The organism is Rhizobium sp. BK379 (genome assembly GCF_014193955.1).
Lineage (GTDB): Bacteria > Pseudomonadota > Alphaproteobacteria > Rhizobiales > Rhizobiaceae > Rhizobium.
The window spans coordinates 1181732-1207826 of sequence record NZ_JACIAD010000001.1; the positions used below are offsets into that span (position 1 = coordinate 1181732).

Genomic DNA, 26095 nt, shown 5'->3' on the forward strand with positions numbered 1-26095 from the left:
GATTAAAGCCAAAAAGCGCAGCGGTTTCCGGTCAGAACAAAGGTGGTTCCTTCCGCGCCTTTTGCACTTGAAAGCGCGTCGCGATCTTTCATATCCGCCTGCCGCGCTCTAGTTCTTCGTCTTGCGCATGTCGTTATCGCAAAACCGCCGCGCAGTTTTGCGCGACATGCATTACGATATCTTCAGACTCGCCCAGATCAATCAGCCAAGAAGTCCCATCATGTCCCTTCCCGCCACTGTCATTCCACTCCCGCAGCCTGTTCTCCTGCCCGTCGAAGGCAGCGCCGAGGCCTTTCCGGTCCGCCGCGTCTATTGCGTCGGCCGCAACTATGCCGATCACGCCATCGAAATGGGCCATGACCCGAACCGGGAGCCGCCCTTCTTCTTCCAGAAGAACGCTGACAATCTCTTCTCCGGCAAGGATTTCCCCTATCCGCCGCTGTCGAATGACGTACATTTCGAGGTCGAATGCGTGCTGGCGCTGAAGGCCGGCGGCACCGATATACCCTCGGAAAAAGCGCTCGACTGTATCTATGGCTACGGCGTCGGCATCGATTTCACCCGCCGCGACCTGCAGGCCGAAGCCAAGAAACTCGGCCGCCCGTGGGAGCTCGCCAAGGCCTTCGAACATTCCGCCCCGGTCTCGCCGCTCGTCCCCGCGAGCCGCCTCGGACATCCCGTAAATGGCCGCGTCTGGCTTGATGTCAACGGCGTCCGCAAACAGGACGGCGACTTAAACCAGATGATCTGGAAAGTCCCGGAAATCATTGCAGAGCTTTCGAAACTCTTCGTTCTGGCGCCCGGCGATATCATCATGACCGGCACGCCAGCCGGTGTCGCTGCCATCAACAAGGGCGACAGCATTTCCTGCGGCGTCGATGGCATCGCGACGCTCTCGCTGAACGTGGTCTGAGGAGGAAGACATGGCAATCTATGCGCTCGGAGGCCAGCACCCGAAACTGCCGCCACACGGCACCTTCTGGATCGCCCCCGAAGCGCATGTGATCGGCCATGTGGAGCTCGCCGAAGAAGTCGGCATCTGGTTCGGTGCCGTCCTGCGCGGCGACAACGAACCCATCGTCATCGGCAAGGCCACCAACCTGCAGGAAGGCGTCATGGTCCACACCGACCCCGGCTTCCCCACCACGATCGGCGATCACTGCACCATCGGCCACCACGCGATCATCCACGGCTGCACGATCGGCAACAACACCCTCATCGGCATGGGCGCCACCATCCTGAACGGCGCCAGGATCGGAAACAACTGCCTCGTCGGCGCAAATGCGCTCATCACCGAAGGCAAGGAATTCCCCGACAATTCCCTCATCGTCGGCTCACCCGCCAAGGCGATCCGCACGCTGGACGACGAGGCGATCGCCAGGATCACCCAGTCCGCAAAGAAATATGTCGGCAACTGGCAGCGCTTTGCGCGGGATCTCGAGCGGATCGATTGATAGTCGACCGCGGGCGGATCTGACAGCGAGGCGGTTTTCAGTCGGTCGTTGCCGCGAGAATCCTGCCGCCCCTCGGCTCCTGGACGATGACGGCGCTTTTGAGGTCGCCGGCCGCGGCCGGGATCGGCAGCTTCAACATCTTACCGTCCCAGGTGCCGAGACGCGTCAATTCGTGCACGACATGGGCGTGCGGCAATGTCTCGCCTGCATTCTCGCCTCTGGCGACCGGAACCTGCACGGTGCCCGGAGCGTAGCGGACGAGCCAGACGTCGGCCGGAGCGCTCCGGCCCTTCGCAGCGTCGATGACAGCCACGTTCCGGGCCAGCGCGATCCCGGGGCCGGACAGTGCGGGCTCGGACGCGATCACGCGCCGGATCTGGTTGAGATCATAGCCGACGGTCGACTGGTGACCGTTGACGACCATCTGCGGCGTGAAAGGGCCGGATTGGCCGAGTGCGGGCTCGTAGGTCACCTGCCGCTCGGTGAATTCCTTCTTCCCGAAAATGTCCTTCCATCCGAGATAGTCCCAATAAGTCACCGAGAAGCTTAGCGCGAGCACATCAGGATCGTTGCTGAGCCTGACGAGATTGGCATTGGCCGGAGGGCATGAGGAACAGCCCTGGCTGGTGAACAGTTCCACGACCGCAGGCGATTGCCCGGCGGAGGCCTGAGAGGTGGAACCAAGGCCGAAGATTGCGGCGATGATCGCAAGATTGAACGGGGCTGAATATGTCATGGCGGTGCTCCCTGATGATCTGCATCTCGTTCTCCTTCGCAGGCGGAACACCATTCGTTACAGCCTCACGCACTTGTGACGGTGTCCGGAAAGCCGCGCCGCCAGCCTTTCCCGGCCAAAGGCCTCCGGCCGCAGAGAAAAAACTTCGGGACGCCTGTAACAAATCCCGCTTCGCCTACGTACATGCAGTAGGGGCGTGACGGTATCGGACATCGAAAACGACCATGGCAACACTCGACGATCACAGCCAGGCCACTCCAGCAGGCCCGACGATAACAGTCATCCGCCGGCACTCGCTGGCAACCCGCATTACACACTGGATCAACGTTCTCTGTCTCAGCCTGCTTTTGATGAGCGGGCTGCAGATTTTCAATGCCCACCCGGCGCTTTACTGGGGCCAGTACGGTGCGGATGCAGACCCGTCCTGGCTCTCGATCGGCGCCGTCGATGGCGGCACGCGCGGCGTGCTTCGCATTGGCAATCTGCAGATCACCACGACAGGCGTTCTCGGCGTTTCGGGAACGGGCGACGACGCGACCGAGCGTGGCTTCCCTTCCTGGATCACCATTCCGAGCTACCAGGATCTCGCAACCGGCCGCCGCTGGCATCTGTTCTTTGCCTGGCTCTTCGTCATCAACGGATCGATCTATGCGCTCATCGGTTTCCTGTCGGGCCATTTCCGCCGCGATCTGGCGCCGAGCGGCGAAGAGATCTCGCCGCACCATCTGGGGCAGGAAATCGCCGACCACGCGCGCCTGCGCTTCCCGAAGGGTGAAAAGGCAAGGCGTTACAATGTGCTGCAGAAGCTCGCCTACCTGATCGTCATCTTCATCCTGCTGCCGCTGATGTTTGCAACGGGCTTGACCATGTCACCCGCCATGGATGCCGGCTATCCCTTCCTGCTCGAGCTGTTCGGCGGCAGACAAACGGCCCGGTCGATCCACTTCATCTGCGCCTGGTCGATCGTCCTCTTCGTTTTCGTGCATATCGCCATGGTGATCCTGTCCGGCCTCTGGAACAACATGCGCTCGATGATAACGGGCCGCTACGTGATCGAAACCGAAAGGGACGATCGATGACCTTCTCCATTACACGCCGCGGCCTGCTGATCGGATCGGCTGCCGGACTCGGTGCATTCGGCCTGACCGGCTGCGACGATGTCGTCCAGAACCCCAACGTCCAGTCCGTTCTCGACATGGCCGAGACGCTGACGATGAAAAGCCAGCGGCTGCTCGTTCCCAAGGACAAGCTGGCGCCCGAATATTCCGAAGCCGATATCTCGCCGACATTCCGGCCGAACGGCACCAGCCAGCCCGATAGCGAAGCCTATGCGCAGATGATGGCAACCGGCTTCGCCAACTGGCGACTGAAGATTGACGGGTTGGTAGAGCGTCCCGTCGAGCTTTCGCTCGCAGATCTGAAGAAGCTGCCCTCGCGCACCCAGATTACCCGCCACGACTGCGTCGAGGGCTGGAGCGCGATCGGCAAGTGGACGGGCGCGCAGCTCGGACCGCTCCTGCAGAGCGTGGGGCTGAAACCGCAAGCCCGCTATGCCGTCTTCTACTGCGCAGACCAGCTCGAGCAGACGCTGGACGGTAGCGGAACCTATTACGAAAGCATCGATCTCATCGACGCCTTCCACCCGCAGACCATCCTCGCCTACCAGATGAACGGCAAGGATCTGGAGGTCGCCCACGGCGCCCCGCTTCGCCTGCGCGTCGAGCGCCAGCTTGGCTACAAGCATGCCAAATACCTGATGCGGATCGAGATGAAGGACAGCTTCGCCGGCCTGTGGGGCGGCAAGGGCGGCTTCTGGGAAGACCGGGGCTACGAATGGTACGCCGGAATCTAGGCACTCGTGCCCCCGAACAGTCTTACTGCGGGACAGTCTTACTGCGGGACAGTCTTGCCCCGGGACAGTCTCGCCGCGCGACAGACTTGCAAAGGGCAATGGCGCCCGCAAGGAGGAGGAGAAGATCATGTTGAAATGCACAGCAGCAGCAATCGTCCTCGCAGCAGCGTCCGCGCTGCCTGCCTTTGCACAGGACGCGATGATGTCGGCGAAGTGCGACGAGGCTTCGATGATGAAAATGCAGGCCGACATGGATGCCATGACGGATCCTGCCATGAAGGAAAAGAAGGAAATGGCGTCCAAGGAAATGATGATGGCCAAGGATTCCATGAAGGCCAACAAGATGGAAGAATGCAAGACGCACATGGAAAAAGCCATGAAAAGCATGAGCAACATGTGAAGCCTGCCAGACACATGCGGGCGGCCCCGGGGCTGCCCGCGGCATGAACGCCGCTGCGCGATCGGCAGCAACCGCCCCGCCGGCGCCAATGTGCTCGCCGCTGGACTAAGGGAATTCCCAGACAACGGCCTGATCGCCGGCTCACCCGCCCATGCCCTCCCTTACGCTGGAGGAGTCGGCGCAATCCGTCAGGCGAGCAACGCTCGTGCCGCCCGAGTGCCGGGCAAGCGCATTGCTATGCGCGGAACATCTGGCATCCGCACACCGACGCTGGCATAAATGAGCTTCATCGAGGGAGGCATCATGATGCAGAAGAACGCGCCGGACTTCAGCCTTGCGGGCAAGGTGACTTTGGTGACGGGAGCGAGCCGTGGCATCGGCCGGGCTTGTGCGCTTGCCTGTGCCGCAGCAGGCTCCGATATTGTCCTGGGGGTCCGTGATCTCTCAGCCTCAGCGGGCTTGGTTGCCGAACTCGAGGCCACGGGCCGAAAAATTCTCCCGGTTGAACTGGATATTCCCAACAAGGCCCATATCGCACAGGCCGTCGACGCAGCGCTGGCCACGTTCGGTCGCATCGACATCCTCGTCAACAATGTCGGCGTGGCCCCGGGCAATCTCGCGGAACTCGTCGAGGAGAAGGACCTTGACGAGATCCTCGACGTCAATATCAAGGGCACCTTTCTGATGACCCAGGCGGTTGGCCGTCACATGATCAAGCGCAATAGGGGCCGGATCATCAATATCAGCTCGCAGGCCGGTACCGTGGCGCTGCGTGGCGAGGCCATCTATTGCATGAGCAAGGCGGCAATCAATCACCTCACGCGCTGCCTCGCAGCCGAATGGGCACGCTACGATATCACCGTGAATACCGTATCGCCGACTTTCATTCATACCGACGGTACGGCACCTTTTCTATCCGATGCCGACAATCACAAAGCGACCCTCGGTCACATTCCACTCGGTCGGATCGGTGAAACCGATGATGTGGTGGGTGCCGTAGTCTTCCTTGCATCACCGGCTGCAAGCCTGATCACCGGCGCAAACCTGCTGGTGGACGGCGGATGGTCCGTCGCCTGAGACCGAGCAGGCCCCGCAGCACAAGTCCTAGGCAAGCGAGAGCGACCTCCCCTGACAAGGGCCGCCTGACATCATCTGCAAAGACGATGGCGATCTGGCATTTCGACCATCGCACTGGCAATTTTTCAGCCTGCCGCGCGTCCCCTCACCCGGCCACCTTTACCTTCTTGGCAAACGGCACCCACAGCAGCGCACAGGCCGTCAGCACCGCAACCACCATCCACGCTTCGTTGATCGCCTGGACACTTGCCGCCGTCTGCACCAGCGGATCGAGCAGCGCCGTCGTATCCGCGTCGAACTCGCCGTGATGGCCCGCGATCGCCTGCAGCGGTGCGCCGACAAAGGCGGCAATGCCCGTGTCCCCCGCCTTCAGTCGCTCCCAGAGGCTGTCGCCGAGCGGTCCCGAGCGCGTGTAGACGATAGTGTCGATCAGCGCGATGCCGATTGCCCCGCCAAGGTTGCGCATCAGGTTGAACAGGCCGCTGGCGTCTGGAATGCGCTCCGGCGGCAACGTGCCGAGCGCGAGGCGCGTCGGCGGCAGCAGGCAGAACATGATTGCGGTGCCGCGGATGACCTGCGGCCAGAACATTGCGTCGAAATCGGTCTGCGGGTCCTGAAAGGCGCTCATGCCGATGCCGATGGCAAAAAGCGTGAAACCGGCCGCTGACAACAACCGCGCATCCATCCGTTTTTCGAGCGCCACCGCGATCGGCGCGGTGATGAGCTGGGCAATGCCCGTCACCAGCATCGTCATGCCGATTTCGAGCGCGTTGTGCCCGCGCACGAAGGCGAGAAAGACCGGCATGAGATAGACTGAGCCGAAGAGGCCGATGCCGAGAATGAAGCTCATGGCAGAGCCCGCCAGAAAATTCCTGTCCCCGAAATTCCCGAGTTCGACCACCGGTAAGGCGCGATGCAGCGACCGCCACGCGAAGACGCCTCCCGATATGACCGACAGGCCGATGAGGCCGGCGACGTAAAGCGAAGTCCAGCCGCTCGTCGGCGCTTCCTTCAGGCCGAGTTCCAGTGCCGCGAGGCTCGCCGCCATCAGGAGCAGCGAGACGATATCGAGATGCCACAGCTCGGAGAGATTGACGCCGTCCCGCGGAAGCGCGCGCATGGCAACGAGTGCCGCGACAATGCCGGGGATGATATTGATCAGGAACAGCCAGTGCCAGGAATAGGTCTCGGTCAGCCAGCCGCCGACGATCGGCCCGATGGTCGGCGCAAGCACCGCCAGCACGCCGGCGATCGTTGTCGCCAGCGCCTGTCGTTCATCCGGAAACAGGATGAAGACGGCCGAAAACACCGAGGGAATGAGCGTGCCGCCGGAAAATCCCTGGATCACCCGCCACGCGACGAGCCCGCCAAAGCTGTCGCTCGCCGCACAGCCCGCCGAGGCGATCACGAAGAACGACAGCGACACGACGAAGAGCCAGCGCATCGTCAGCAGGCGCGTGAGAAAACCCGTCAGCGGTATCGCCACCACTTCGGCGATGAGATAGGCGGTCTGTACCCAGCTCATCTGATCCGGATGGATATCGAGTGCCGACTGGATGGTCGGCAGCGAGGTCGCCACGACCTGAACGTCGAGGATGGCCATGAACATGCCGAGGCACATCGCCATGAAGCCGATCCACCGGAGGCTGTGGGGAACTGCTGATAAAACGGTTTGAGACCGGTCCGGCATGCAATGATCCTGCAAAAGCGTCGTTCTCAGGCGCGGCCTGGATGGCCGGAATCAACGCATGGCAGGCGACAATAGCAGGGCACGGCGCAGCATGCCAAAACACAATGGCAGGAGCCGCTTCGCCGCTCCGATGACGCGCTGCGGAACCCCATTATCAGCCGCCTCACGACGGGCGCATGGGCTTAGAACGGGAAGCGCCGTCATCGAGGAAAGGCGCTTCCACTCCCGGCAGCCCATTGCATGGGTGACAAGCTGCACCATGTGCGTTTTTCGAACATCGTGTGTTCGATCATATCGGTTTTCACATTGCAACAAAGCATGTTTCATGCCCCTCGCACAAATGATCTGATCCATTCGGGAACAACAGCGCTGCCGTGACCGGCTTCGGCGCGACCACGCCCGCACGACCGCAAGAGGAAATGCCATGAAGGATGAACTGCGCGCGCTGGCTTCGCTTGCCGGCCCCTTCCCGCCATTCGATGCCGATGCCGTGCCCGACGACCCGCGCGATCTCTTCTCCGACTGGCTGCGCGATGCAATAGCGGCAGGCATCCGCGAACCGCATGCCATGGTGCTCTCGACGGTGGACGGGAACGGCGCGCCCGATGCCCGCCTTCTCATCCTCAAAAACCTCGATGCCAGGGGCTGGCATTTCGCAACGTCAGGCAACGGCCCCAAGGGTCGCCAGATCGCCCTCAACCCTTACGTTGCGCTGACCTTCTACTGGCCGGCGCTCGGCCGCCAGGTGCGGCTGCGCGGCACGGCTTTCGAAGCCGGCGAGCCGGAGCGCCTGGCCGATTTCCGCAGCCGCTCGGCAAGTGCACGGGCCGCAGCCCTTGCCGGCCGGCAGAGCGAGCCGCTGTCCTCCCGCAGCGACCTCCACGCCGCCATCGACGAACAGGTCCGGCGCATCCATGCCGAGCCGGATCTCGTGGCGCCGAACTGGCATCTCTTCATCGCCATGCCGCATGAGGTGGAGTTCTGGCAGGGTGCAGAGGACCGGCTGCATCACCGCCTGCTCTATCGGCGGGAAAAGGCCGGCTGGCGGCGCGAAAGCCTCTGGCCCTAGGGCCTAGTCAGCAGGCGACTACCGCGGCCTTTACCAGCGCCGGCGGCCCGAGGCGCATCTTATCGCAAATGCCGGCGCAAACGACTGCCGGGCCGATGAGAGCAACGCCAGGACAAAATAATCAAGATTTCCGGAACCTGCCTCTTGCAATCGGTCGTGACGCGCATCATATCCCGGCTTCACCTGAAAACGAACTTGCGCTTGGTATCGACGTCGGTCGAGCCGCGTTCGAGCTTCACAGGACAAGGGCGCTCCCCGCAAGGGTCGAGCGCCCTTTTGATTCCGGCTCGTGGCCGCCGCCTCAGGCGTAAGGCGTACCCTCGAGCGACGCCTTCACGCCAAGACTGCCCTGGTCGGTGAGTTCCAGAAACAGGGCCTTCGCCTTCCCCGTATCGCCGTGCTGCCGGAAGCTTCGGTGCGCCTCGATGAAGGCGACGCTCCAGGTGGCAAGCAGCATTGCGCTCGCAAGCCTTGCCGCGGGATCGTCAGCCGGTCGCCCCGCACTTTCGGCAAGCGCCACCGCCAGCTCCCCCGCAATCTCGTCCCGGATCGCGCGCGCCCTCGCCTTCAGCGTTTCGCTGTTTTCCACCGTCTCGATGAACGTCTGGCTCGCCGCCGAAAACAACAGATAAGGCGTCTGCTGCCGCACAAGCTGATGCGCCAGCAGCCGCAATGCCTCGATCGGCGGCACCCCGCCATCGCGCTGCCGCAAGGCCGCGCGAAGTGTCTCGCGCGCCTCCTCGTCGCGATCGAAGAACATGTCTTCCTTGCGCGGGAAATGGTTGAAGACCGTCATTCGGCCGACATCGGCGGCCGCCGCAATCTCATCGACCGTCACATTCTCGAAGCCCCGCTCGAAAAACAGCCGGTCGGCGGCAAGCGAGATGGCGCGCCGGGTCGCAAGGCGCTTGCGGGATCTGCGATCCGAGGGTGCTTCGTCTGATGGCGTCGTCATGCGGCTTCCATAACAGGATTCATGTACTGAGTACACCTATGTTGACAGGCAGTGTTTCGCAGCCTATTACTGTACTCAGTACAAATTAATATGCAGTACATCGATAGCAGATGGACGTGGATCCGTGCCCGGGACCGCGATCGGTCGAGCCTTGTCTGCATCCGCCGAAAGGAGAATCCCCAATGAAAGCCATTCAGTTCAGCCGCTATGGCGGCGCCGAGGTCCTCGATATCGTCGAGATCGATCCACCGCATCCCGGCCCCGGAGAGCTGCGCATCAGGGTGCGTGCAGCCGGCGTCAATCCCTCGGACTGGAAGCGTCGCGAGGGACAATATCGCGCTTTCGAGGACGTCCGTTTTCCCTCCGGCATCGGCGTCGAGGCCTCCGGCATCGTCGATGAAGTCGGCCCCGGCGTCGCCAGCACCTTCGCCGGCGATGCCGTCTTCGGCTATGGCCGGGCCACGATGGCCGAACATGCCATCCTCACCCACTGGGTTCACAAGCCCGACGACCTGCCCTTCGAGATCGCCGGCGGACTGCCCGTAATATCGGAGACAGCCTGGCGCAGCCTTGATGAGCTCCACGTCAAAGCCGGTGAGACGCTGCTCGTCAGCGGCGCCGCCGGCGGCATCGGCTCGGCCGTCATCCAGCTGGCGCGCATTCGGGGTATCACCACCATCGGCACGGCAAGCCCGCAGAAACACGATTACCTGAAGAGCCTCGGCGCCATCCCGACGACTTACGGGCCGGGCCTCGCCGATCGCGTGCGGCAGCTTGCGCCCGAGGGGATCGATGCGGCGCTTGATGTCGCCGGCTCCGGCATCATCCCCGAGCTGATCGCCCTGACCGGCGATCCCGCCCGCGTGCTGTCCGTCGCCGATTTCTCGGCGGAGGAATATGGCGCGAAATTCTCGCACGGACCGCCGAAGGAGCCCGAACGAGTGCTCGCCGATGTTGCACGGCTCTATTCCAGGGGCCAGTTCCGGCTGCACATCGAGCAAAGCTTTCCGCTCGAACAGACCGCCGAGGCCCAGACCCTCAGCGCTGCCGGCCGCGTCACCGGCAAACTCATCATTTCCCCATGAGCCAGACCATGAACAGACCCCTCATCGTCATCTTCACCGCCATCTGCCTCGATGCCGTCGGCATTGGCCTGATCTTCCCGATCCTCCCGCGCCTGCTTCAGGAGGTGACGCATTCAGCCGATATCGCCTTCTATATCGGCATCATGACCGCGCTCTATGCAGCCATGCAATTCGTCTTCGCCCCCGTGCTCGGCGCACTCAGCGACAGTATCGGCCGCCGTCCGGTGCTCCTGATTTCGCTTGCGGGCGCTGCCGTCAATTACGTCATCATGGCCTTTGCGCCCTCGCTCTCCCTGCTTTTTGCCGGCCGCGCCATCGCCGGTCTCACCAGCGCCAACATGTCGGTCGCATCCGCCTATATCACCGACATTTCGCCCGCAGATCAGCGCGCCCGTCGCTTCGGCCTGTTCAATGCCATGTTCGGCGCCGGTTTCATCATTGGACCGGTCCTCGGCGGCCTGCTCGGCGACTACTGGCTGCGCCTGCCCTTCATCGCCGCCGCCGTGCTCAACGCCGCAAACCTGCTGCTTGCCCTCTTCGTCCTTCCGGAATCCCGGGCGCCCTCTCGCCGGACGATAAATATCGCAGCCCTCAATCCGCTTGCACCCTTCAAACGGCTCGTCTCGATGAAGGCACTGTTGCCGATCGTGCTGGTCTATTTCGTCTTCAGCGCGGCCGGCGAATCCTACGGCACCTGCTGGGCGCTCTGGGGTTTCGATGCCTTCGGCTGGAACGGCGTCTCGATCGGCCTGTCGCTCGGCGCCTTCGGCATCTGCCAGACCGTCTGCCAGGCCTTCCTCCCCGGCCCCGCCACCCGCCTGCTCGGCGAGCGCTGGTCAGTGCTCACAGGCATCGCCGCCGCCTGCCTCGCCCTTGTTGTCATGGCCTTCGCGAACCAGGGCTGGATGATCTTCGCCATCATGCCTGTCTTCACCCTCGTCGGCATCGGCAACCCCGCCTTCCAGGCGCTTGCCACAAGCAGGGTCGCTCCCGATCGCCAGGGCGAACTGCAGGGCCTGCTCGCCTCCACGATCAGCCTCGCCTCGATCATCGCGCCGCTCGGCTTCTCATCCCTCTATTTCCTCACGCGGGAGAACTGGCCGGGCGGCATCTGGCTCTCGGTGATCGCACTTTATGCAGTCGCAGTGCCGTTGGTGCTGATGAGCACTGCGAATAGTCGCCTTGAACAAACCGCAGGCACATAGAGCGAACCGACGCGAGCGTGCATGTTGGCGCAAATCAAAATAAATACCAGCAATCAATGGACGCCAAGTTGATTGAGGGGTTTCGAAGTTCCATCAAATCTTACTTCTGCTCTAGCCAATATACTGGGGATCAAACGCTCCGAAAATCCGGCGATAAAGCTCCAAACAATCAATAGAGCCAGATTCTTTCCAATAAGAAACGTGGCCGGAAGTTGCTCGTTAGGAGGAGTATCTAGACTCATCGTCATCTTGGTAAAATCAGGAACTAAATCACCCGCTACGATCTCGGCATGTAGAAAGAAGAATATTATTGCGGATCCGCAAATTCCTATTATGCCGCGCAATAAGATGGATGGTATTTCTCCAGCGGACGCGAGTTCTTCATAATCAAGAAGGCTCCAGTTCTTTTGAATGTAAAGAAGCCTGCTAAAATATGCCCCGAAAAGCCCAGCCGTCAGAGCTGTCATCAGTGGAAATCCGATCCAATTGTGAATCTCTTTGAGGCTTCCGTTATCTTCCCAGTAGACGAAAAAAATGGAGACGTAAGGAAGCAGAAACAGGACGAAAGATGCTACGGCCGCATAGATTATCTTCCTTGTCGCCGTCCGCTGAAGGCCTCGAAAGGCATATTTTCGGGTAAGCTGCCACTGAATGTTTTGAATGATATCGATAAGCAGCGACTTCAAACGACAGTCTCTGTCTTTAGGATCAACGACAGGTGTTGGATTCTGAGCATTTTGCGGCAAAGTCATTTGCTGCAGAATACCGCGCAGTCTCGCCGCTCCTACCACCTTCTCCTCATCGGCCTGAGCAAGGCGAGCTTCCAGCTCTGGCACCAGTCTTTCTGAAGGCTCGGCGAGCGCTAGGAGCAATTCCAGCCTGTAGGCATTCGTCCAAGCACTGTTACGTCGATCATAATATCCAAGCTTACTTTCGTCTTTGAAATTTGCGATACCATTTCGCACCTTTGCAAGTATTTTTTGCGCATGACTTCCTTTTTCGATTAGTTGAGATAAATACTCAACCTTTATTGAGAGAGAGTTCAAAAAATGACTAAGTAGAACGTCATGCGCGTAAACAGCGTTGCCGCTTAATTCTGGCCAACCGTGTTCCTCTTCCATCTTGGATTCATCGGTAACACTGTCGGAATCTACGACCTGAAAGCTGCTTACCATTGGAAAGCCCCCACAGTTATTTAAAGTTATTATCCGCCTCAATCGGGTTGCAGTCAATATTATTGCTCAACCTCGCGATCTAAAGATCAAGAACGGAAGCATGCCCCGCCATGTGTCCAAAGCAGAAACAGCCCTAAAATCAGCGCGCCTACTTCTGATCCGCCCTTCATCTGCGGCATTCCGTCGCTAATTTCCTTACTACCCAGGCAGCGACCATCCAGCCAAACCGTGCCTGGATCTGCGAGATCTGCAGGGCAATTTAGGGGCCATCATCGCGCCTCGCACGGGAAAACTGCCGGTGGAATCTGGCTGTCAGCGATCGCACCTTATGCGGGGTTGCGCTGCCGCTGGTTCCGATGCGCACCATAGCCCGTAACATCGGGCAGATGACAAATCTCTAGCGCTCTGGCAGTCCCGCCTGCCGCAACCCCTCGGCCGTCCGGTCTGCCCATTCCGGCACGCCCTGAAACACGGGCCTCGACAGATATCGCTCGATTGTAAAATGCGGCTCGATCTGCAGCAGCCTGCCCGCGGCCCACCTGGCCGTCGTCAGGTCGCCGCTCATTGCCGCCCAGGCCGCCATCATCCTGTAGCACCAGGTGACATCAGGATGTTTGTTGACGACCTCACGGGCGATGGCGACTGCCTCGGAAAGGGAACCTGCCATGGCGAGCGAAAGGGCCATGCCCATCCGCATGTTGAATGTCAGCGGGTCTGCCGGGCTCAGCGTCAGAGCCCGTTCGAACCGTTCCGCAGCACCGGGTTCGCCCTTGTAGCTTGCAACCCAGCCATAACGCGCCCATGCCCAGGCATTGTTCGGATCAAGCGCAAGGGCCCTTTCGAGATAGGCGGCCGCACGCTCCTGATCGCCGCAATGGCTGAGAGCCCCGCCGACCGCCGTCAGCGCCGTCGGATCATCATCGATGGATCCCACTGCTGCCTCGACCGCCTTCAAGGAGCGTTCGAGGTCCCGCTCGGGTTCGTCGGTCCAGATGTAGCCGAGATGCTGTGCGTAGCACCATGACAGAAAGGCGTGAGCGCGGCCGTAAGCGGGGTCGATCGCGATGGCATCCTGCAGCAATGGTATCGCCCGCTCGTTCGTCGCCTTGCTCTGCCCCCAAAGGTACGGGTACGCGCGCATGACGAGATCGTAGGCCCGCAGGCTGTTTGGCGGCTTGCGCTTCGAAAGCTCGGTTTCAGCGCTGCGGATGGCCGGATGGATGGCGCCGGCGACCTGCGCGGCGATCCTGTCCTGAAGCTCGAAAATATCCTCGGTCGCCCCCTCGTAACGTTCGGACCAGAACTGCGTGCGCGTCTCGGTGTCGACCAGTTGAACCGAAATCCGCAGGCGGTCTCCGCCGCGCCGCACGGTGCCCTGGACCACGTAATTGACGCCAAATTCGCTCTCGAGATCATGCACGTCGACGAAGCGGCCCTTATAGGTGAAGGCGGACTGGCGCGCGATGACGAAGAATTCGCGAACGCGCGAAAGCGCCGCGGTGATTTCCTCCACGACGCCATCGACGAAATACTCATCGCCCTGACCGCTGAGATTGTCGAAGGGCATGACGACGATCGACGGCTGGTCCCTGCCGAAGCGCTGAGCAGGTGATGGCGTTGCTGGCCCTGTTCCTCTCGCTGGTCCTGTTCCTCTCGCTGATAGGGCATCCCCGCCTTCAGGCGCCTCCAGCAGCCAGTCGACCCGAAAGACGGATATCGGCCGGGGTATGTTCTTCATGGCGCGTTCGCCAAGGCTCATCAGCACGAACGGAACCTTGCCATAGAGGTGCTCGCGCACGGAGCCGGAAATGCAGATGCCCGACGGCGGCGCCATCTCCTGCAGGCGCGCCGCAATATTGACGCCGTCGCCGAGCAGATCGTCGCCCGAAACGATGACATCGCCCAGATTGACGCCGATGCGGAATTCGAGACGGCGTTCCGCGGGCATGTCCTGCGGATTGCCGGCAAGGCGCCGCTGGATTGCGACCGCGCACCTGACAGCCTGAACAGCGCTTGCGAATTCGGCGACAAATCCGTCCCCTGCTGTGCCGAAGATGCGGCCCTCATGCTCGCGCACGATCTCGGCTATCTGGCTGAGGCACAGGTTGAGGGCATGAATCGTGCCCTCCTCATCCAGCGCCGTAAGGCGGCTGAAACCGGCAACATCGGCGGAAAGGATGGCTGCGAGCTTTCGATCCACGGTGGTGGTTGCTCCTGCGGAGTATCGTACCCTGGGATGAATATGCGCGGATTTCGCCAAATTCATAGGGTTTTACATGAATGGATGAGTGACCGCCTTCGGCATGGTTGTCGTCGCAGCGGCACACACGGATTGGTCAGCGGGATTTGCACCGCTACAAGTTATGGATATTTTCGATATTCAATTTTACCGATAGTTTTTGGCGCCTGTTAAGAGCCGGCTGGTATTCGGTCGTTATCGCAAATGCCTGTGCCAAAATCCCTCTACTAAGTCATTGTGAAATCGGAATTTTGAAATGCGCCTTTTGAAAGAGTTTATGGTCATCACCGCCTTGCCGATGCTGCTTTGCGGCTGCGGCGCGGGCAAGTCTCTTCAGGCTGGGGCCGCCAAGCTTACAGATGACCTCGGGACCGCCCTGACCGCCCCCTATACCAAGGTCGACAGCCAGTGGCGTGGCAAACCGATCGCGACATTCGAAAGCAAGTTCGGGGCGCCGACGGACCGCAGCGCTGCAGGCGGAACGCCTGTGCTGACCTGGCAGCGATCGCGCGTGGTGCGGATACCCGCAAGAACCTATGACCAGACGGAGTATGTCGGCAACATGGTCCTGACCAAGCGGATCTTCTCACCGGAACATGATCAGGAAGTATCCTGCACCGTTGCCGTCACCGCAAAATCGGGAATGATCACGCGGGTGAAGCCGCTGAGCGACAGGGTCGTTCCGGTTGGCGAAGACGGGTTCTTTCCGTCGAATACTTCGACCTGCCAGATCATTTTCGGAGTGTGAGAGAATGTGCCCGAAGGCGATGGCCACGGTCACGTCCTCTGCACAGAGAACTTCGACACTATCGCCGGATGGGCACCCGCTGCCCATTGAGCACATGCCCTGATCATCAGACGTTGCCGCGTCACATATCCTTCATCGTCCCCGGCTAGGCAGGCCGAAATCCGGAGACTGACCATGGACACGACCACCCAGCCAAACCGCCCGAAGATCGCCGAAACCGTCATCCACCCGACGGCAAGCCTCAGGGATTCGAGTATCGGCAAATGCTGCGAGATCCTGGAGCAGACCTCCCTGCGCACGGTCGACCTCGGCGATTATTCCTATCTCGGCCAGCGCTGCATCGTCGGCGATGCCTCGATCGGGAAATTCTGCGCCATTGCGGCAGAGGTCAGGATCGGCGCGCCCAATCACCCCATGGACCGCCCGTCCATGCACCGTTTCACCTATTGCCCGGAATATTACTCCGCCGATGCCGTGCGCGATCATTCCTTCTTCGCCGACAGAAAGGCGGACCGCGCCATCATCGGCAATGACGTCTGGATCGGCCACGGCGTCATCGTGCTTCCGGGCGTGACGGTCGGAGACGGCGCCGTGCTTGCGGCGGGCGCCGTCGTCACCAAGGACGTCGCGCCCTATACGGTCGTCGGCGGCGTCCCCGCCAAAGTCATCCGCGAGCGCTTCTCGCGAACGACAGCCGAAAAACTTGCCGCCATCGCCTGGTGGGACTGGCCGTTCGAGACCATCATGGAGCGTCTCGCCGAATTTCAATCCAGTGATATCGAGGCTTTCTGCGAGCGCTGGTCCGAGCCTGCCCATCTTGCGCAAGAGAGTGAGGATCGCCGGTCATGAGCGATGAAAGACATCAGCATAGTGCGGCCTGCCACTGCGGCCGCATCAAATTCCGGGTCCGGCTGGCGGATGAGTTCAACACGATCCGCCGCTGCACGTGCTCCTACTGCCGCATGCGCGGCGCCATCGCCGTCTCTGCCGATCTGAAGGATATCGAGTTCGTGGAGGGCGAAGACAACCTGACGCTCTATCAATTCAACACCCGGACGGCGAAGCACTATTTCTGCAGGACCTGCGGCATCTACACCCATCATCAGCGCCGCTCCAATCCGAACCAGTTCGGCATCAATGTCGCCTGCATCGAAGGCTTCAGCCCCTTCGATTTTCCGGAGGTTCAGGTCATGGATGGCGTCTCCCATCCCTCGGATTCCGGCTCCGCCGCAAGGGTCGCCGGGATTATCCGCTTCGAACAGGCAAAGTGAGCGTCGCCACGCCGGCTTTTGCGCCGCTGGCGTGAGACGAGGCCCGGGCATTCGCCGGGCCTCGCTGATTGCGGATACGGGGCCGTGCCCGTCAGTAGTCCCAGAAGATCGGCACCCAGCGAAAGGCGTCGCCGTCGACGGCCACGTGGCCGATAGACGGGAACGGCAGGTGGGTCGCCACCAGCAGTTCGCCAGTCGCTGCCAGCTCGCGCAGAAGCCGGACGCGGACGCGGACCGCCTCCTCGGGGTCGTGCTCGAAACCGTTGAACCAGTCGGGATGTTCGAACCCGACCGCGAACACGGCATCGCCGGCAAACATCAGCTTGTCGCCGCCGGAGGCCACCCGGACGACGCTATGGCCGGGTGTATGACCGCCTGTGCGGGAGACGACCACGCCCGGCGCCACTTCATACTCTTCGTCGAACAGCCGCAGCTGGCTCTGGTATTCCGTGCTGAAGCGCTTGGCAGCCGCCCGAAGCGCATCCGGAAAGCCCGGCGGCATGGAAACGTGCGAGAAATCCGGCGCTTCCCAGAATTTGACCTCTGCGGCAGCGACATGGATCCGCAGGTCCTTGCGCAGCCGTTCCTTGACCCCTTCGACCAGCAGCCCGCCGACATGGTCCATATGCATATGGGTCAGCACGACGTCGGTCACGGATCCAAGATCGATGCCTGCAGCCTCCAGTCGCTTGATCAGCTGCCCTGCCCGCGGCAGGTTCAGGTCCGGGTCGATCCCCAGGCCGGCATCGACGAGGATGGTCTGATCGCCGCTGCGCACCACGACCACATTCAGCGACCAGTCGAAAGCATCCGGCGGCAGGAACATGTCGCCCAGCCAGCCAGCCCGCACGGCCGGGTCGGCATTGTGGCCGAGCATCTTGGTCGGCAGCGGCAGCACCCCGTCGCTGACCACCATCACCTCGATCTCGCCGATGTTGAGCGCATAGCGCGACGGAACCAGTTCGCCGGTCTTCGCTCCAACGGAGGGCGAAGCGTTTTGCGAGGACATATGTGTCTGCTGCGGCCCGGCGCTCCGGGCTTTTGTTTCTAACTGCGACATCACGCACTCCTGTGTTGTGTGGACATCAGCCCGTCACTCTCCATTCGCCGATACGCAGACGTGGCATATCGACATGGATCCGGCACTCGAATCTCACGTTCCAGACGCTTCCTTTTTCGAGCGCTTCTTCTGTGGCTGCCCCCAACAAGTACAGCCGCCCTCGAGCGCCCGTAATCCAAACTTACGTTTAAGACGCAACGGCTGACGGGATTCCGCCTTCGGATCACGGTTTCAAAGCGATCGGCATCCGGTTCAAACAGGAAACGAAATCAGGCCCTTGCCATCAAAGCCAGGAGCTATCGAGCAGAGTTGGGCGCCAGATGCGCAGGGCTCGTTCCCGTCTGTCGTCTGAGCATGGCGATGCGCTGGGTGATCCCCGCCCACGGACGGCGGTCAGCATTCGCCTAGCGAGGGCCCGCCGCCAAAACCGGCTGGAGAGCATCGAGCAGAGCGCCGGGTGATACCGGCGGGCCATCAGCATCCCATGCGTTCTGGAACTCGGCGATTTCTATCCCGACGAAGTCCTGTTCTGCGATAACCTCGCAGCAGGCCCGCACATCCTCCAGCGAAAGGCCGCCTTCGCAATGATAGTCTGTCGGCACGATGCCCGGCTCCAGAACATCGCAGTCGAAATGCACGTAGACGGGACGGCCGGCGATCGCGGTCCTGAGGTCGGTCGCAAGATCGGCCCCGGGTTTGATATGCGGGATGCCGTGTGTCGCAATCAGATCCAGTTCATAGGGATCGAGGTCACGTTGACCGACGAGAACGACCTGGTCCAGGCCGAGACCTGCGCCGAGACCGGACGTCCAAAGGCCAAGCGGCCCGGCAAGCGCCAGCCCGCCGAGATAGCCGGTGGGGCTGGCTTCCGGCGGGTTCAGGTCGCCATGCGCATCGAACCATACGATGCAGGTTGCGGGACGATGTTTGGCAACAGCCGGAAGGGTCGCCAGCGACACCGCGCACCGGCTGGTGGCGGCAATCGATACCGCGCCTGCGGCCAGCACGTCCTCAAATCGGGACTGCAACTTCTTGAGCGAAGGCAGTGCCGCGTCGAGCTCTTCGCGCCACCCGCCGTTCGTGGCGGGTTCGGGAGTGCCTATAACTGTGGGAGAAATGCCGGTCCGGCGTTGCAATTCCTCGCCGATTGCCTTGGCACCCGGCATCGCGAGATCGTTGTGATCTCCTGCGCGCCCCTGGAACACGGTATATTCAGCTTTTCCAGCCACCGCCTGCAACCTTGCAATGTGTTGTTCCCTCCCGTTTAGCCGGTTTCCGGGCGGAAAGCGAGACGGTCTGCAGGTGCTGCCCTAGCCCGGGAAAGGCTCCAGCGTCCCGAACCAGGCAACGAGCGCGACAACACAGACAGCGATCATGATCTCGCCCACGGTCCCCGCCGCCAGCGCTTTTCCGGCCGAGTGCGACCGGACCATCAGCGGCACCAGCCCGTAGCGGTTGAAGACGGCGATCAGCATCATCAGCATGGCAAGCGCTATCTTCAGGGAGAGCAGCCGCTGATAGGCGACGCTCCAGTCGAGCGGCAGCCCGCCGATGATCAGCAGGCTGTTTGCCACGCCCGATAAAATGACCAGCGCCACGGCCACATGCCCCGCCCTCGAGAAGCGGATCAGCGCTGTCAGGGCATCCGCTCCCGCCATCCCGTCTCCAAGCCGGCAAAGCACGAGCGCCACGGGGATAAGCGCGCCCACCCAGGCGCCGCCCGCGAGCACATGCACCATGTCGTTCGCCCGGTGCAGCACCCGCAGCCATCCGTCGTTCATGGCCGCATGGCCGGTCAGCGACAGGCCGCAGAGCAGCAGGCCCGAGATGATGGCCGTCGCGGCAACCTTCCGCCGTAACGGCAGCAATGTCACCAGAAGGAGAAGAGCGGCAAATACCGCCTGCCAGGCCCAGGCCGTGCCGATGGAGGTCGCCGTCAGCACCGATATCATCACATCGCCGTCCAGCCCGTCCGCCCAGCCATTGCCGATCATGGCGCAGCGCACCGGCAGCAGCGCCAGCGTCGCAAGCACGGCCAGCACCACCGCCGCAATGCGCCAGGCCGCAAGCCGCGCCCAGATGCTGGCGCTCAGGCGCTCTGGCACGAGCAGCCACAGATAGGCAGCGCTGCCCCAGAGAAACAGGGCAGCTCCGTCAAAGACGAAACGGCAGGCGATGTTGGCGATATCCGGTGTCATCAGGGCTTTACGGTGAAGGTGAAGTTGCCCTCTGTCTTGTGCCCGTCGGTCGAAAGCACATGCCAGTCGACCGTATAGCTGCCGGGCGCGAGCCTGTCGGACACCGGCACCATCAGCACCTTGTCGCCGTCCATGAGCATGACATCGCCGAGCTTGACCTCGCCCTTATCGGGGCCGGTGACGGTGACGCCGCTGAACTTGAGGTTCAGCTCCTCGGTGAAGGTGAGATCGAGTTCGCTGGGGGATGCAACGGCTGCCTTGTCTGCCGGCACGGAGCTTTTCAGATGCGCATGGGCGAATGCCTGGCCGGCAAGGGCAATGCTTGCGACGGTGGCAACGGAGAGAATGCGGGTCAGTCGTGACATCGGATTATGCCTTTCGGTTCATGGGGACAGGCGATGGCGCGTTTGGCCCTCGCTGAGTTAGACAGTCGGAGAGCGGATTTATTCCGCTCGATGCCGGAGTTTGTTGCTGAGAACCGCTTTTCACTCGGCATGATCCCCTTGCTCGTTGCCATGCTCGGGCCATCTCACGCGCCTCCTCCGCCCAGCAACGCATCACGGATCTTCGCCAGCGCCTCGTCACGATCAGTTCCATACGGAATCAACCCCTTCAGCCGTCCGTCGGCGCCGATCAGCAGCAGCGAAACCGTATGGCTCATGTGATAATTGCCGTCCTCGGACGGCAGTTTCGCCGCATGGATGAACCAGCCGTCCGAAACCTTCCTCATCTCTTCCGGCGTGCCGGTAATGCCCATGATCCGGCTCGAGAAGGCGGTGACATAATCATGCATCACCTCCTGCGTGTCGCGCTCGGGATCGATGGAGAAGAAATAGGCCTTCAGCGCCCTGCCCTGATCACCGAGTGTGCCGAGCCAGTCGGCGACCTCGTAAAGCGTCGTCGGGCAGGCCTCCGGGCAATGGGTATAGCCGAAATAGACGAGTGCCGGATGGCCCCGGAAGATCGACTGGTCGACCGCGTTGCCCCTGTCGTCGACCAGCGAAAACTGCCGGTCGAAAGGCCCCGTCCTCGGCTCCGAAAGATAGAGCGAAACCATCAGCGCGACGAGCGCGCCGACGAAGGCCGCACTTGCGGCAAGGCCCGTGATGGCAAGGCTCTTCTGTCTCATTGCCCATGCCCCTCATGGCCGCCCTGACCAGCATCGCCTGCCTCGGCCGCCATCATGACGGTGCCCTCGAAGCTTGCAAACGTCGCCAGCACCTTGGGGTCGAGCCTGGCCTCGGCATCGGCGAGATCCGCCGCCAGCGCCCTGGCATCGTCAGCCGAAAGCCCGGCCTTCTCCAGCGCTGCGGCCTCGCGGATGCCGTCGCCGCTGCAGAGAAAGATGCTCCAGCCATGATGGCCCTTCTTCAGCAGCGCGCGGCCGCCGCGCCCATCCTGCTGCCAGCCGGCGATCGCCCAGTCGTTCCTGACGACCACGGGCAGGATTGTCAGCGGCTTGTCCGGTCGTTCGAACATGGTTTTCAGCGTCTCGGGTATCGCCTCCTCAGGCGGCGGCCCCGACATGTCCATGCCCTCCATGCCAGGCATATTCATCGCCCCATGGTCCATGCTGCCATGGTCCATGCCCCCGGCACCGCCGACATCGTCGAGCGGCCCGGCGATCTTGCCGACGGCGAAATCGACGGTGATGTCACCGGCCTTCTCGAAGCGCAGCACCGCGCGGATCGTCTCGCCCTGCCTGAAGGGCTTGGCCACGTCCTGGAACATCAGGTGGTAGTTCGGCGCGAGCGTGATTGTCTGCCCGGCCGGAATGGCGAGTCCGCCTTTCAGCTCACGCATGGTCATGATGCCGTTCGCCATGGTCATCTGGTGCAACTGCACGGTCTTCGCCCGATCCGAGCTTGCGGCAACAAGCCGGTCCGGCTCGCCGCCGCTATTGGTGATAACGAGATAGCCGTCGCCGACCTTGGCGCCCGGCACCATGGAATGCGAGGCCGCATGATCGATGCGGATAGTATCCTGTGCCGCCGCACCGGTCGCAATCAGCAGGCCAAGGACGAGAGAAACTAAGGTCTTCATCATCCCCTCCTCAGGCAAAGGCGCGCTTCAGCGGCGGTACGAAGCGGATCACCGTCTGGTCGAGGGCGATCATCAGCAGGATCGTGAGGCCGCTCATCGGAAAGGCGATGGCGAAGCCGAGCACGATGGCCCATAGCCCGAAATAAACCGAGCGCCGTGGCGGCATTGGCGGCACGCCGAGCCGGCCCGCCGGCCGCCGCTTCCACCACATGACGATGCCGGTCACGCAGGAGAGAATGATGGCGAGGCAGGTCGCCAGCATCAGCAACTGGTTGAGGAGCCCGAATTCCTGCCCCTGATGCACGTTGACGCCCCATTCGATCGCCCGGCCGAGGAACGGATACTGCCCGAAGGAGAGATCGATGAGCGGCTTGCCGGAATACTGGTCGATGTGAAGCGTGCGCTCGTTGGTCAGGTCGTCGGGATAGATCGCCGCCGTATAGACGCCGCTCTCGCTGCCGGGAATGGCAAGATCGAAGCCCGGCGCCATGCCGAGACTGCGTGCAATCTCCACCGCCCGATCGAGCCCGATCGGCTTCTTCGACTGTGCGGCCGCAATCTCCGACAGCGGCACCGGCGCCTTCTCGACGATCCAGCCGACCTTGGGCAGGATATCCTCGGTCACCTTCTGCGATTTCGGCACGGCATCCCAGAGCTGCATCGGATAGCCGAGATCGTGGCTCGTCAGCCAGGCATTGACATTGGCTCCCCAATAGCCGGACCAGGGCATGCCCGTCATCGCCATGAAGAAGATCAGGATGCCGGCAAATGCGCCAGTCACAGCATGCAGATCCCGCCAGAAGACCCGCCGCGAGGGCGTGCCGCGCACGGTGACCACCCCGCCCGCCTGCCGCCGCGGCCACCAGAGATAGATGCCGGTCACGACCAGCACCATGGCAAAGCCGCCGGTGATCTCGATCAGCTTGTTGGGCATGCCCCCGAAGAGCGCGAGGCTATGGATGCGCTTGACGACATAATTGAATTCCTCGGTCGTTCCGACGGTATCCAGCACCTTGCCGTCATAGGGATTGACGAAGACCAGCGTCGAGCCGGCATCCGAAGACACCGTGACGATCGCCGACCGGTCAGGCCCGGCCGGATCCTTGTAGGAACTCGCAACCGAGCCCGGTACGGCTGCGGCCGCCAGATCGGCGATCCTTTGCGGCGCAAGCGGCTCGCCTGCAGGCTGCACGACGTAACGATAGGCAAAGACCGAATTGTTGATCTCGTCCTTGAAGAGATAGAGCGAGCCGGTAATGGCAAGGTTCAGCAGGAAGGGAATGACGAGCAGGCCGGCGAAAAAATGCCAGCGCCAGATCGCACGATAGAGCGAAACGCCCGAGACGGCGTTCTCTGCCTCAGTGGCAGTGATGATAGACATGGAAGTAGATCCGGATCCTCGGCCGGCTCAATACAGCCCGGCCATGATTGCAGGAGGCATCACGGCCCGTGCCGCAATGCGGGTTCAGGCAAGGATCGGATTGGCAGGCGGGGCACGCGGCCCCGTATTCGGCGGGAAAAGCTCGCGATGAAAGGCTTCGACGCGGCGCGGCAGTTCGACGGCAACCGTGAAGCCAATCCGCGCACCGGTGATATCGGCAGGCTGCGGCAGCACGACGGAGGCACTGATACGGCAGGCTTCGCACGGATTGAGATGCGCGATCTTGCCGTGTTCCTTGCCACTGTCGTCGGTGACGGTGACGCAAAGCGTGGGCAGCGTACCGTCGGGCAGCACATATTGGGCAAGCGCCGCAGGGCTCAGGTCATTTTCGGCAGCGGCGGGAATCTGGTGTGCAAGACCGACGAAGACGAGCGCGATGGTGCACAGAATGCGCACCAGCCATTGCTCGATCCCGTTCAGACGGTGTTGCATCGTTCCCCTGCGCCGAAAGGCCCCTACCTCAGCATCGAATCCGTGATAGCGGCATCCGCGGGAAAGCTCAATGCGACATTCGTTCGCCGCAGCGAGAACGGTTCACATGCGATGCGAAAGCTCGTCCCGATGCCGTTCGTAGGCGTGCCTGGCATCGGCCAGCGCTTCGTCGATATTGTGCGACCGGCCGGCCAGCGGCAGATCGCCCAGCGTCCCATCGGCAATCAGCAGGCGCCACCCCCAGGGTTTTGCCATCGACAGGCTCTCGCTGCTGCCGGCGATGGTTCCGACATATTGGCCTTCGACAGTCAGGTGGAAGATATTCGGCTCGCCTGACGGCACAAGCGCGAAATTCGCGCCTTGCGGATGTCCGGTCATGACAATGCTCCCACAGATGATGATCGAGCCGAACCGCCCCGCCGTAGCTTTGTTCCAGAAAACCTCTCAGCCGGCGGCGATGAATGCGCCGACGGTAATGACGACAGCGACCGACACGATCAGGCCGATATAGATCGACAGATGCTTGACCTGATATTTTGCTGCCGGCGTCATGGCGCTGCCTCCACGGGTATCCCGCCCTCGCCGGGATCGGGCGAAGGTTCGTCATTGTCAGGCTTGTCCGGCGCGGGCTCCTTGACGGGCGGAGCGGGTTTTCCGGGTGGCGGAACGGGGACCGACGGAGGTTCCGGCGCCAGGATCCTGATGGCTGTGACAGGACTTGTCATGGTCTCATCCTCCGACTTGCGTGACAGGCTTTCATGACGAACCCAACGGGGCCGGAGCTGCAATGTTCCAGAGAGGGGATCTCTTTCCGGCCGGCGGGAACCTCGGCCGCCTCATCAGTTTCAAAAGCCATTTCGAAGGGAAAGCCTGCTTCCTGCCGATTTCCCGGACCAGCTTGCCGTTGCAGAAAAAGATCCGCCGCCGCGGGCCGATCGAGCCCGGCAGCGCGGTCTGTCCGCGCTGCCCTTGAAAAAAGACCGGGGCCTGCCGTAGCCTGCCCTTCAACTCACATTTCCTGTTCCCACCAGCCGCGAGTGTTCACGTTGGCGGCGTCAGCAAGCGCTTCCAGTTCTGCTATATCGTTGCCGGAGAGCGTCATGGTGCGGGCTCGGGCCAGACCATCGACATAGTCGGGCCTGGTGACGCCGATGATCGGCGTCGCGCCCTTGGCGATCGCCCAGGCTGTCGCGACATCTGGAGCTGCCGCACCTTGACTCTGGCCAATCGAGACGAGCTTGTCCGTCAGCGCCTTTAGCTGGGACAGCATGCCATTGTAGGCCTTCGACCGGTTGCTGCCTTCGGGCAGCGGGTTCTCCGGACTGTATCTGCCGCTGAGGGCTCCCTGTTCGAGCACCATATAGGCGAAGAACGGGATACCCTGATGGCGGCAGTAGTCCAGGATGCCGGCATTCTCGGAGCCGCGGTAAAGAAGGCTGTAGTGGTTCTGGATGGCTTCGACCCGGAACCCGGCCTCTCCGAGGATCCGGTTGGCGAACTCGATTTCGCCGAGGTTGTGGTTCGAGACGCCGACATGTTTGACCTTCCCGCTCTTGAGCAACGGGATCAGGCAGGGAGTCCACCGCGCCACATCTGCCGGATTGTGAATCCAGTAAAGGTCGATGTAGTCGGTGCCGAGGCGCGCCAGGCTCTGCTCCAGCATGTCTGCCACGGGATCGTCGCCGGTCCCCGCGGCCTGCGGGGTGAACTTCGTCGAGAGCTGGTAGTCGCTGCGGGCGTAGCGTTTCAGGACCTCCCCGAGCACGGTCTCCGAACGGCCCATGCCGTATACCATGGCGGTATCCCAAAGGGTGAAGCCGGCCGCATGCGCCTTGTCGGCAATGTCTTCCAGGCCGGCCCGGCTCAAAGGGCTGCCGAAATAGCCGTGGCCAGCCTCGCCGCTGTCGCCCCAGGCCCAGGTCCCCAGTGCGACCGGGGGGGTCTTCAGATTATCTGATGTCATGT

29 protein-coding genes are annotated in these 26095 nt (G+C 61.9%); 12 read left to right on the plus strand and 17 right to left on the minus strand.

The features are described from left to right. Positions 1–220: 220 nt before the first annotated feature. Together FHT93_RS06130 and FHT93_RS06135 are read left to right on the plus strand one after the other, a co-directional pair. On the plus strand, positions 221–913 hold the full coding sequence (locus FHT93_RS06130; protein ID WP_183846678.1) for a fumarylacetoacetate hydrolase family protein: 693 nt from the start codon (positions 221–223) through the stop codon (positions 911–913). A gap of 10 nt (positions 914–923) precedes the next feature. Continuing rightward, positions 924–1454, plus strand: coding sequence for a gamma carbonic anhydrase family protein (locus tag FHT93_RS06135; protein ID WP_018114536.1), 531 nt, complete (start codon positions 924–926; stop codon positions 1452–1454). Between the two features lie 37 nt (positions 1455–1491). Here FHT93_RS06135 and FHT93_RS06140 read toward each other — a convergent pair whose 3' ends face one another. Continuing rightward, entirely contained in the window at positions 1492–2190 is a 699-nt protein-coding gene (locus tag FHT93_RS06140; RefSeq protein ID WP_183846680.1) for a DUF1223 domain-containing protein, read from the minus strand. A 224-nt stretch (positions 2191–2414) separates the two neighbouring features. Here FHT93_RS06140 and FHT93_RS06145 point away from each other — a divergent pair, with 224 nt between their 5' ends. The 4 genes from FHT93_RS06145 to FHT93_RS06160 all read left to right on the plus strand — a co-directional run bounded on the left by FHT93_RS06145 (position 2415) and on the right by FHT93_RS06160 (position 5519). Further along, positions 2415–3269 carry a cytochrome b/b6 domain-containing protein gene (locus FHT93_RS06145; protein WP_018114534.1) on the plus strand — a complete coding sequence of 285 codons (855 nt, stop codon included), beginning with the start codon at positions 2415–2417 and terminating at the stop codon, positions 3267–3269. After that, a complete protein-coding gene (locus FHT93_RS06150; protein WP_112969485.1) occupies positions 3266–4042 on the plus strand; it encodes a molybdopterin-binding protein in 777 nt (258 codons plus the stop codon). Before FHT93_RS06145 ends, FHT93_RS06150 begins: the two co-directional genes overlap by 4 nt. Before the next feature lie 127 nt (positions 4043–4169). Then, positions 4170–4442: a hypothetical protein gene (locus FHT93_RS06155; RefSeq protein WP_112547111.1), complete on the plus strand. Its 273-nt coding sequence runs from the start codon at positions 4170–4172 to the stop codon at positions 4440–4442. A 306-nt stretch (positions 4443–4748) separates the two neighbouring features. After that, positions 4749–5519 (plus strand): glucose 1-dehydrogenase, encoded by a 771-nt coding sequence (locus FHT93_RS06160; protein ID WP_183847550.1) that lies wholly within the window; start codon positions 4749–4751, stop codon positions 5517–5519. Positions 5520–5664: 145 nt separating this feature from the next. Here FHT93_RS06160 and FHT93_RS06165 read toward each other — a convergent pair whose 3' ends face one another. Next, positions 5665–7209 (minus strand): MDR family MFS transporter, encoded by a 1545-nt coding sequence (locus tag FHT93_RS06165; protein ID WP_183846682.1) that lies wholly within the window; start codon positions 7207–7209, stop codon positions 5665–5667. A 51-nt stretch (positions 7210–7260) separates the two neighbouring features. Next, positions 7261–7470: a hypothetical protein gene (locus FHT93_RS06170; protein WP_183846684.1), complete on the minus strand. Its 210-nt coding sequence runs from the start codon at positions 7468–7470 to the stop codon at positions 7261–7263. A 163-nt stretch (positions 7471–7633) separates the two neighbouring features. Between FHT93_RS06170 and FHT93_RS06175 the strand changes: the two genes are divergently transcribed. Beyond that, positions 7634–8278, plus strand: a complete 645-nt coding sequence (locus tag FHT93_RS06175; protein ID WP_183846686.1) for a pyridoxal 5'-phosphate synthase — start codon at positions 7634–7636, stop codon at positions 8276–8278. A 301-nt stretch (positions 8279–8579) separates the two neighbouring features. Here the strand turns inward: FHT93_RS06175 and FHT93_RS06180 are convergent, their stop codons facing one another. Next, complete coding sequence (locus FHT93_RS06180; protein ID WP_183846688.1) at positions 8580–9233, minus strand: TetR/AcrR family transcriptional regulator; 654 nt, start codon at positions 9231–9233, stop codon at positions 8580–8582. A gap of 182 nt (positions 9234–9415) precedes the next feature. Between FHT93_RS06180 and FHT93_RS06185 the strand changes: the two genes are divergently transcribed. Together FHT93_RS06185 and FHT93_RS06190 are read left to right on the plus strand one after the other, a co-directional pair. Beyond that, positions 9416–10318: an NADP-dependent oxidoreductase gene (locus FHT93_RS06185; protein WP_113203922.1), complete on the plus strand. Its 903-nt coding sequence runs from the start codon at positions 9416–9418 to the stop codon at positions 10316–10318. Between the two features lie 8 nt (positions 10319–10326). Beyond that, positions 10327–11523: a TCR/Tet family MFS transporter gene (locus FHT93_RS06190; protein ID WP_183846690.1), complete on the plus strand. Its 1197-nt coding sequence runs from the start codon at positions 10327–10329 to the stop codon at positions 11521–11523. Between the two features lie 53 nt (positions 11524–11576). Here the strand turns inward: FHT93_RS06190 and FHT93_RS06195 are convergent, their stop codons facing one another. Both FHT93_RS06195 and FHT93_RS06200 read right to left on the minus strand, forming a co-directional pair. After that, a complete protein-coding gene (locus tag FHT93_RS06195; protein ID WP_113115013.1) occupies positions 11577–12698 on the minus strand; it encodes a hypothetical protein in 1122 nt (373 codons plus the stop codon). Between the two features lie 397 nt (positions 12699–13095). Beyond that, a complete protein-coding gene (locus tag FHT93_RS06200; protein ID WP_183846692.1) occupies positions 13096–14898 on the minus strand; it encodes an adenylate/guanylate cyclase domain-containing protein in 1803 nt (600 codons plus the stop codon). Positions 14899–15193: 295 nt separating this feature from the next. Between FHT93_RS06200 and FHT93_RS06205 the strand changes: the two genes are divergently transcribed. The 3 genes from FHT93_RS06205 (at position 15194) to FHT93_RS06215 (ending at position 16956) form a co-directional block, all read left to right on the plus strand. Beyond that, the gene (locus FHT93_RS06205) at positions 15194–15685 is read left to right on the plus strand and encodes a hypothetical protein (protein ID WP_162738737.1); all 492 of its coding nucleotides are present in this window, start codon (positions 15194–15196) and stop codon (positions 15683–15685) included. A 174-nt stretch (positions 15686–15859) separates the two neighbouring features. Beyond that, a complete protein-coding gene (locus FHT93_RS06210) occupies positions 15860–16534 on the plus strand; it encodes a DapH/DapD/GlmU-related protein (protein WP_183846694.1) in 675 nt (224 codons plus the stop codon). Beyond that, the gene (locus FHT93_RS06215) at positions 16531–16956 is read left to right on the plus strand and encodes a GFA family protein (protein ID WP_183846696.1); all 426 of its coding nucleotides are present in this window, start codon (positions 16531–16533) and stop codon (positions 16954–16956) included. The genes FHT93_RS06210 and FHT93_RS06215 overlap by 4 nt, the downstream gene beginning before the upstream one ends. Positions 16957–17047: 91 nt before the next feature. Here the strand turns inward: FHT93_RS06215 and FHT93_RS06220 are convergent, their stop codons facing one another. The 11 genes from FHT93_RS06220 to FHT93_RS06270 all read right to left on the minus strand — a co-directional run bounded on the left by FHT93_RS06220 (position 17048) and on the right by FHT93_RS06270 (position 26093). Then, complete coding sequence (locus tag FHT93_RS06220) at positions 17048–17965, minus strand: MBL fold metallo-hydrolase (RefSeq protein WP_018115063.1); 918 nt, start codon at positions 17963–17965, stop codon at positions 17048–17050. A 455-nt stretch (positions 17966–18420) separates the two neighbouring features. Further along, the gene (locus tag FHT93_RS06225) at positions 18421–19245 is read right to left on the minus strand and encodes an arginase family protein (RefSeq protein ID WP_183846698.1); all 825 of its coding nucleotides are present in this window, start codon (positions 19243–19245) and stop codon (positions 18421–18423) included. Positions 19246–19326: 81 nt separating this feature from the next. Continuing rightward, on the minus strand, positions 19327–20214 hold the full coding sequence (gene copD / locus FHT93_RS06230; RefSeq protein WP_183846700.1) for a copper homeostasis membrane protein CopD: 888 nt from the start codon (positions 20212–20214) through the stop codon (positions 19327–19329). Further along, on the minus strand, positions 20214–20579 hold the full coding sequence (gene copC / locus FHT93_RS06235) for a copper homeostasis periplasmic binding protein CopC (protein WP_018115060.1): 366 nt from the start codon (positions 20577–20579) through the stop codon (positions 20214–20216). Before copC ends, copD begins: the two co-directional genes overlap by 1 nt. 164 nt (positions 20580–20743) lie before the next feature. Then, positions 20744–21343: an SCO family protein gene (locus FHT93_RS06240; RefSeq protein ID WP_183846702.1), complete on the minus strand. Its 600-nt coding sequence runs from the start codon at positions 21341–21343 to the stop codon at positions 20744–20746. Continuing rightward, on the minus strand, positions 21340–22257 hold the full coding sequence (locus FHT93_RS06245) for a copper uptake system-associated protein (protein WP_183846704.1): 918 nt from the start codon (positions 22255–22257) through the stop codon (positions 21340–21342). The genes FHT93_RS06240 and FHT93_RS06245 overlap by 4 nt, the downstream gene beginning before the upstream one ends. 10 nt (positions 22258–22267) lie before the next feature. Further along, on the minus strand, positions 22268–23638 hold the full coding sequence (locus FHT93_RS06250) for a PepSY domain-containing protein (protein WP_183846706.1): 1371 nt from the start codon (positions 23636–23638) through the stop codon (positions 22268–22270). An 84-nt stretch (positions 23639–23722) separates the two neighbouring features. Then, on the minus strand, positions 23723–24130 hold the full coding sequence (locus tag FHT93_RS06255; RefSeq protein WP_113115021.1) for a hypothetical protein: 408 nt from the start codon (positions 24128–24130) through the stop codon (positions 23723–23725). Between the two features lie 102 nt (positions 24131–24232). Then, positions 24233–24508, minus strand: coding sequence for a hypothetical protein (locus FHT93_RS06260; RefSeq protein ID WP_018115055.1), 276 nt, complete (start codon positions 24506–24508; stop codon positions 24233–24235). Between the two features lie 170 nt (positions 24509–24678). Beyond that, positions 24679–24855: a hypothetical protein gene (locus tag FHT93_RS06265; protein WP_162733363.1), complete on the minus strand. Its 177-nt coding sequence runs from the start codon at positions 24853–24855 to the stop codon at positions 24679–24681. A 284-nt stretch (positions 24856–25139) separates the two neighbouring features. Then, a complete protein-coding gene (locus FHT93_RS06270) occupies positions 25140–26093 on the minus strand; it encodes an aldo/keto reductase (RefSeq protein ID WP_183846708.1) in 954 nt (317 codons plus the stop codon). Between the last annotated feature and the right edge of the window lie 2 nt (positions 26094–26095).

Bases quoted from the DNA above. Each gene is read 5' to 3' on its own strand.
- FHT93_RS06180 (WP_183846688.1), bottom strand. From the start codon at position 9,233: ATGACGACGCCATCAGACGAAGCACCCTCGGATCGCAGATCCCGCAAG.
- FHT93_RS06265 (WP_162733363.1), bottom strand. From the start codon at position 24,855: ATGACAAGTCCTGTCACAGCCATCAGGATCCTGGCGCCGGAACCTCCG.
- FHT93_RS06250 (WP_183846706.1), bottom strand. From the start codon at position 23,638: ATGTCTATCATCACTGCCACTGAGGCAGAGAACGCCGTCTCGGGCGTT.
- copD (WP_183846700.1), bottom strand. From the start codon at position 20,214: ATGACACCGGATATCGCCAACATCGCCTGCCGTTTCGTCTTTGACGGA.
- FHT93_RS06220 (WP_018115063.1), bottom strand. From the start codon at position 17,965: ATGTCCTCGCAAAACGCTTCGCCCTCCGTTGGAGCGAAGACCGGCGAA.
- FHT93_RS06215 (WP_183846696.1), top strand. From the start codon at position 16,531: ATGAGCGATGAAAGACATCAGCATAGTGCGGCCTGCCACTGCGGCCGC.
- FHT93_RS06130 (WP_183846678.1), top strand. From the start codon at position 221: ATGTCCCTTCCCGCCACTGTCATTCCACTCCCGCAGCCTGTTCTCCTG.
- FHT93_RS06260 (WP_018115055.1), bottom strand. From the start codon at position 24,508: ATGACCGGACATCCGCAAGGCGCGAATTTCGCGCTTGTGCCGTCAGGC.
- FHT93_RS06160 (WP_183847550.1), top strand. From the start codon at position 4,749: ATGCAGAAGAACGCGCCGGACTTCAGCCTTGCGGGCAAGGTGACTTTG.
- FHT93_RS06255 (WP_113115021.1), bottom strand. From the start codon at position 24,130: ATGCAACACCGTCTGAACGGGATCGAGCAATGGCTGGTGCGCATTCTG.
- FHT93_RS06135 (WP_018114536.1), top strand. From the start codon at position 924: ATGGCAATCTATGCGCTCGGAGGCCAGCACCCGAAACTGCCGCCACAC.
- FHT93_RS06150 (WP_112969485.1), top strand. From the start codon at position 3,266: ATGACCTTCTCCATTACACGCCGCGGCCTGCTGATCGGATCGGCTGCC.
- FHT93_RS06170 (WP_183846684.1), bottom strand. From the start codon at position 7,470: ATGGTGCAGCTTGTCACCCATGCAATGGGCTGCCGGGAGTGGAAGCGC.
- FHT93_RS06240 (WP_183846702.1), bottom strand. From the start codon at position 21,343: ATGAGACAGAAGAGCCTTGCCATCACGGGCCTTGCCGCAAGTGCGGCC.
- copC (WP_018115060.1), bottom strand. From the start codon at position 20,579: ATGTCACGACTGACCCGCATTCTCTCCGTTGCCACCGTCGCAAGCATT.
- FHT93_RS06195 (WP_113115013.1), bottom strand. From the start codon at position 12,698: ATGGTAAGCAGCTTTCAGGTCGTAGATTCCGACAGTGTTACCGATGAA.
- FHT93_RS06145 (WP_018114534.1), top strand. From the start codon at position 2,415: ATGGCAACACTCGACGATCACAGCCAGGCCACTCCAGCAGGCCCGACG.
- FHT93_RS06210 (WP_183846694.1), top strand. From the start codon at position 15,860: ATGGACACGACCACCCAGCCAAACCGCCCGAAGATCGCCGAAACCGTC.
- FHT93_RS06140 (WP_183846680.1), bottom strand. From the start codon at position 2,190: ATGACATATTCAGCCCCGTTCAATCTTGCGATCATCGCCGCAATCTTC.
- FHT93_RS06175 (WP_183846686.1), top strand. From the start codon at position 7,634: ATGAAGGATGAACTGCGCGCGCTGGCTTCGCTTGCCGGCCCCTTCCCG.
- FHT93_RS06190 (WP_183846690.1), top strand. From the start codon at position 10,327: ATGAACAGACCCCTCATCGTCATCTTCACCGCCATCTGCCTCGATGCC.
- FHT93_RS06245 (WP_183846704.1), bottom strand. From the start codon at position 22,257: ATGAAGACCTTAGTTTCTCTCGTCCTTGGCCTGCTGATTGCGACCGGT.
- FHT93_RS06155 (WP_112547111.1), top strand. From the start codon at position 4,170: ATGTTGAAATGCACAGCAGCAGCAATCGTCCTCGCAGCAGCGTCCGCG.
- FHT93_RS06165 (WP_183846682.1), bottom strand. From the start codon at position 7,209: ATGCCGGACCGGTCTCAAACCGTTTTATCAGCAGTTCCCCACAGCCTC.
- FHT93_RS06270 (WP_183846708.1), bottom strand. From the start codon at position 26,093: ATGACATCAGATAATCTGAAGACCCCCCCGGTCGCACTGGGGACCTGG.
- FHT93_RS06205 (WP_162738737.1), top strand. From the start codon at position 15,194: ATGCGCCTTTTGAAAGAGTTTATGGTCATCACCGCCTTGCCGATGCTG.
- FHT93_RS06185 (WP_113203922.1), top strand. From the start codon at position 9,416: ATGAAAGCCATTCAGTTCAGCCGCTATGGCGGCGCCGAGGTCCTCGAT.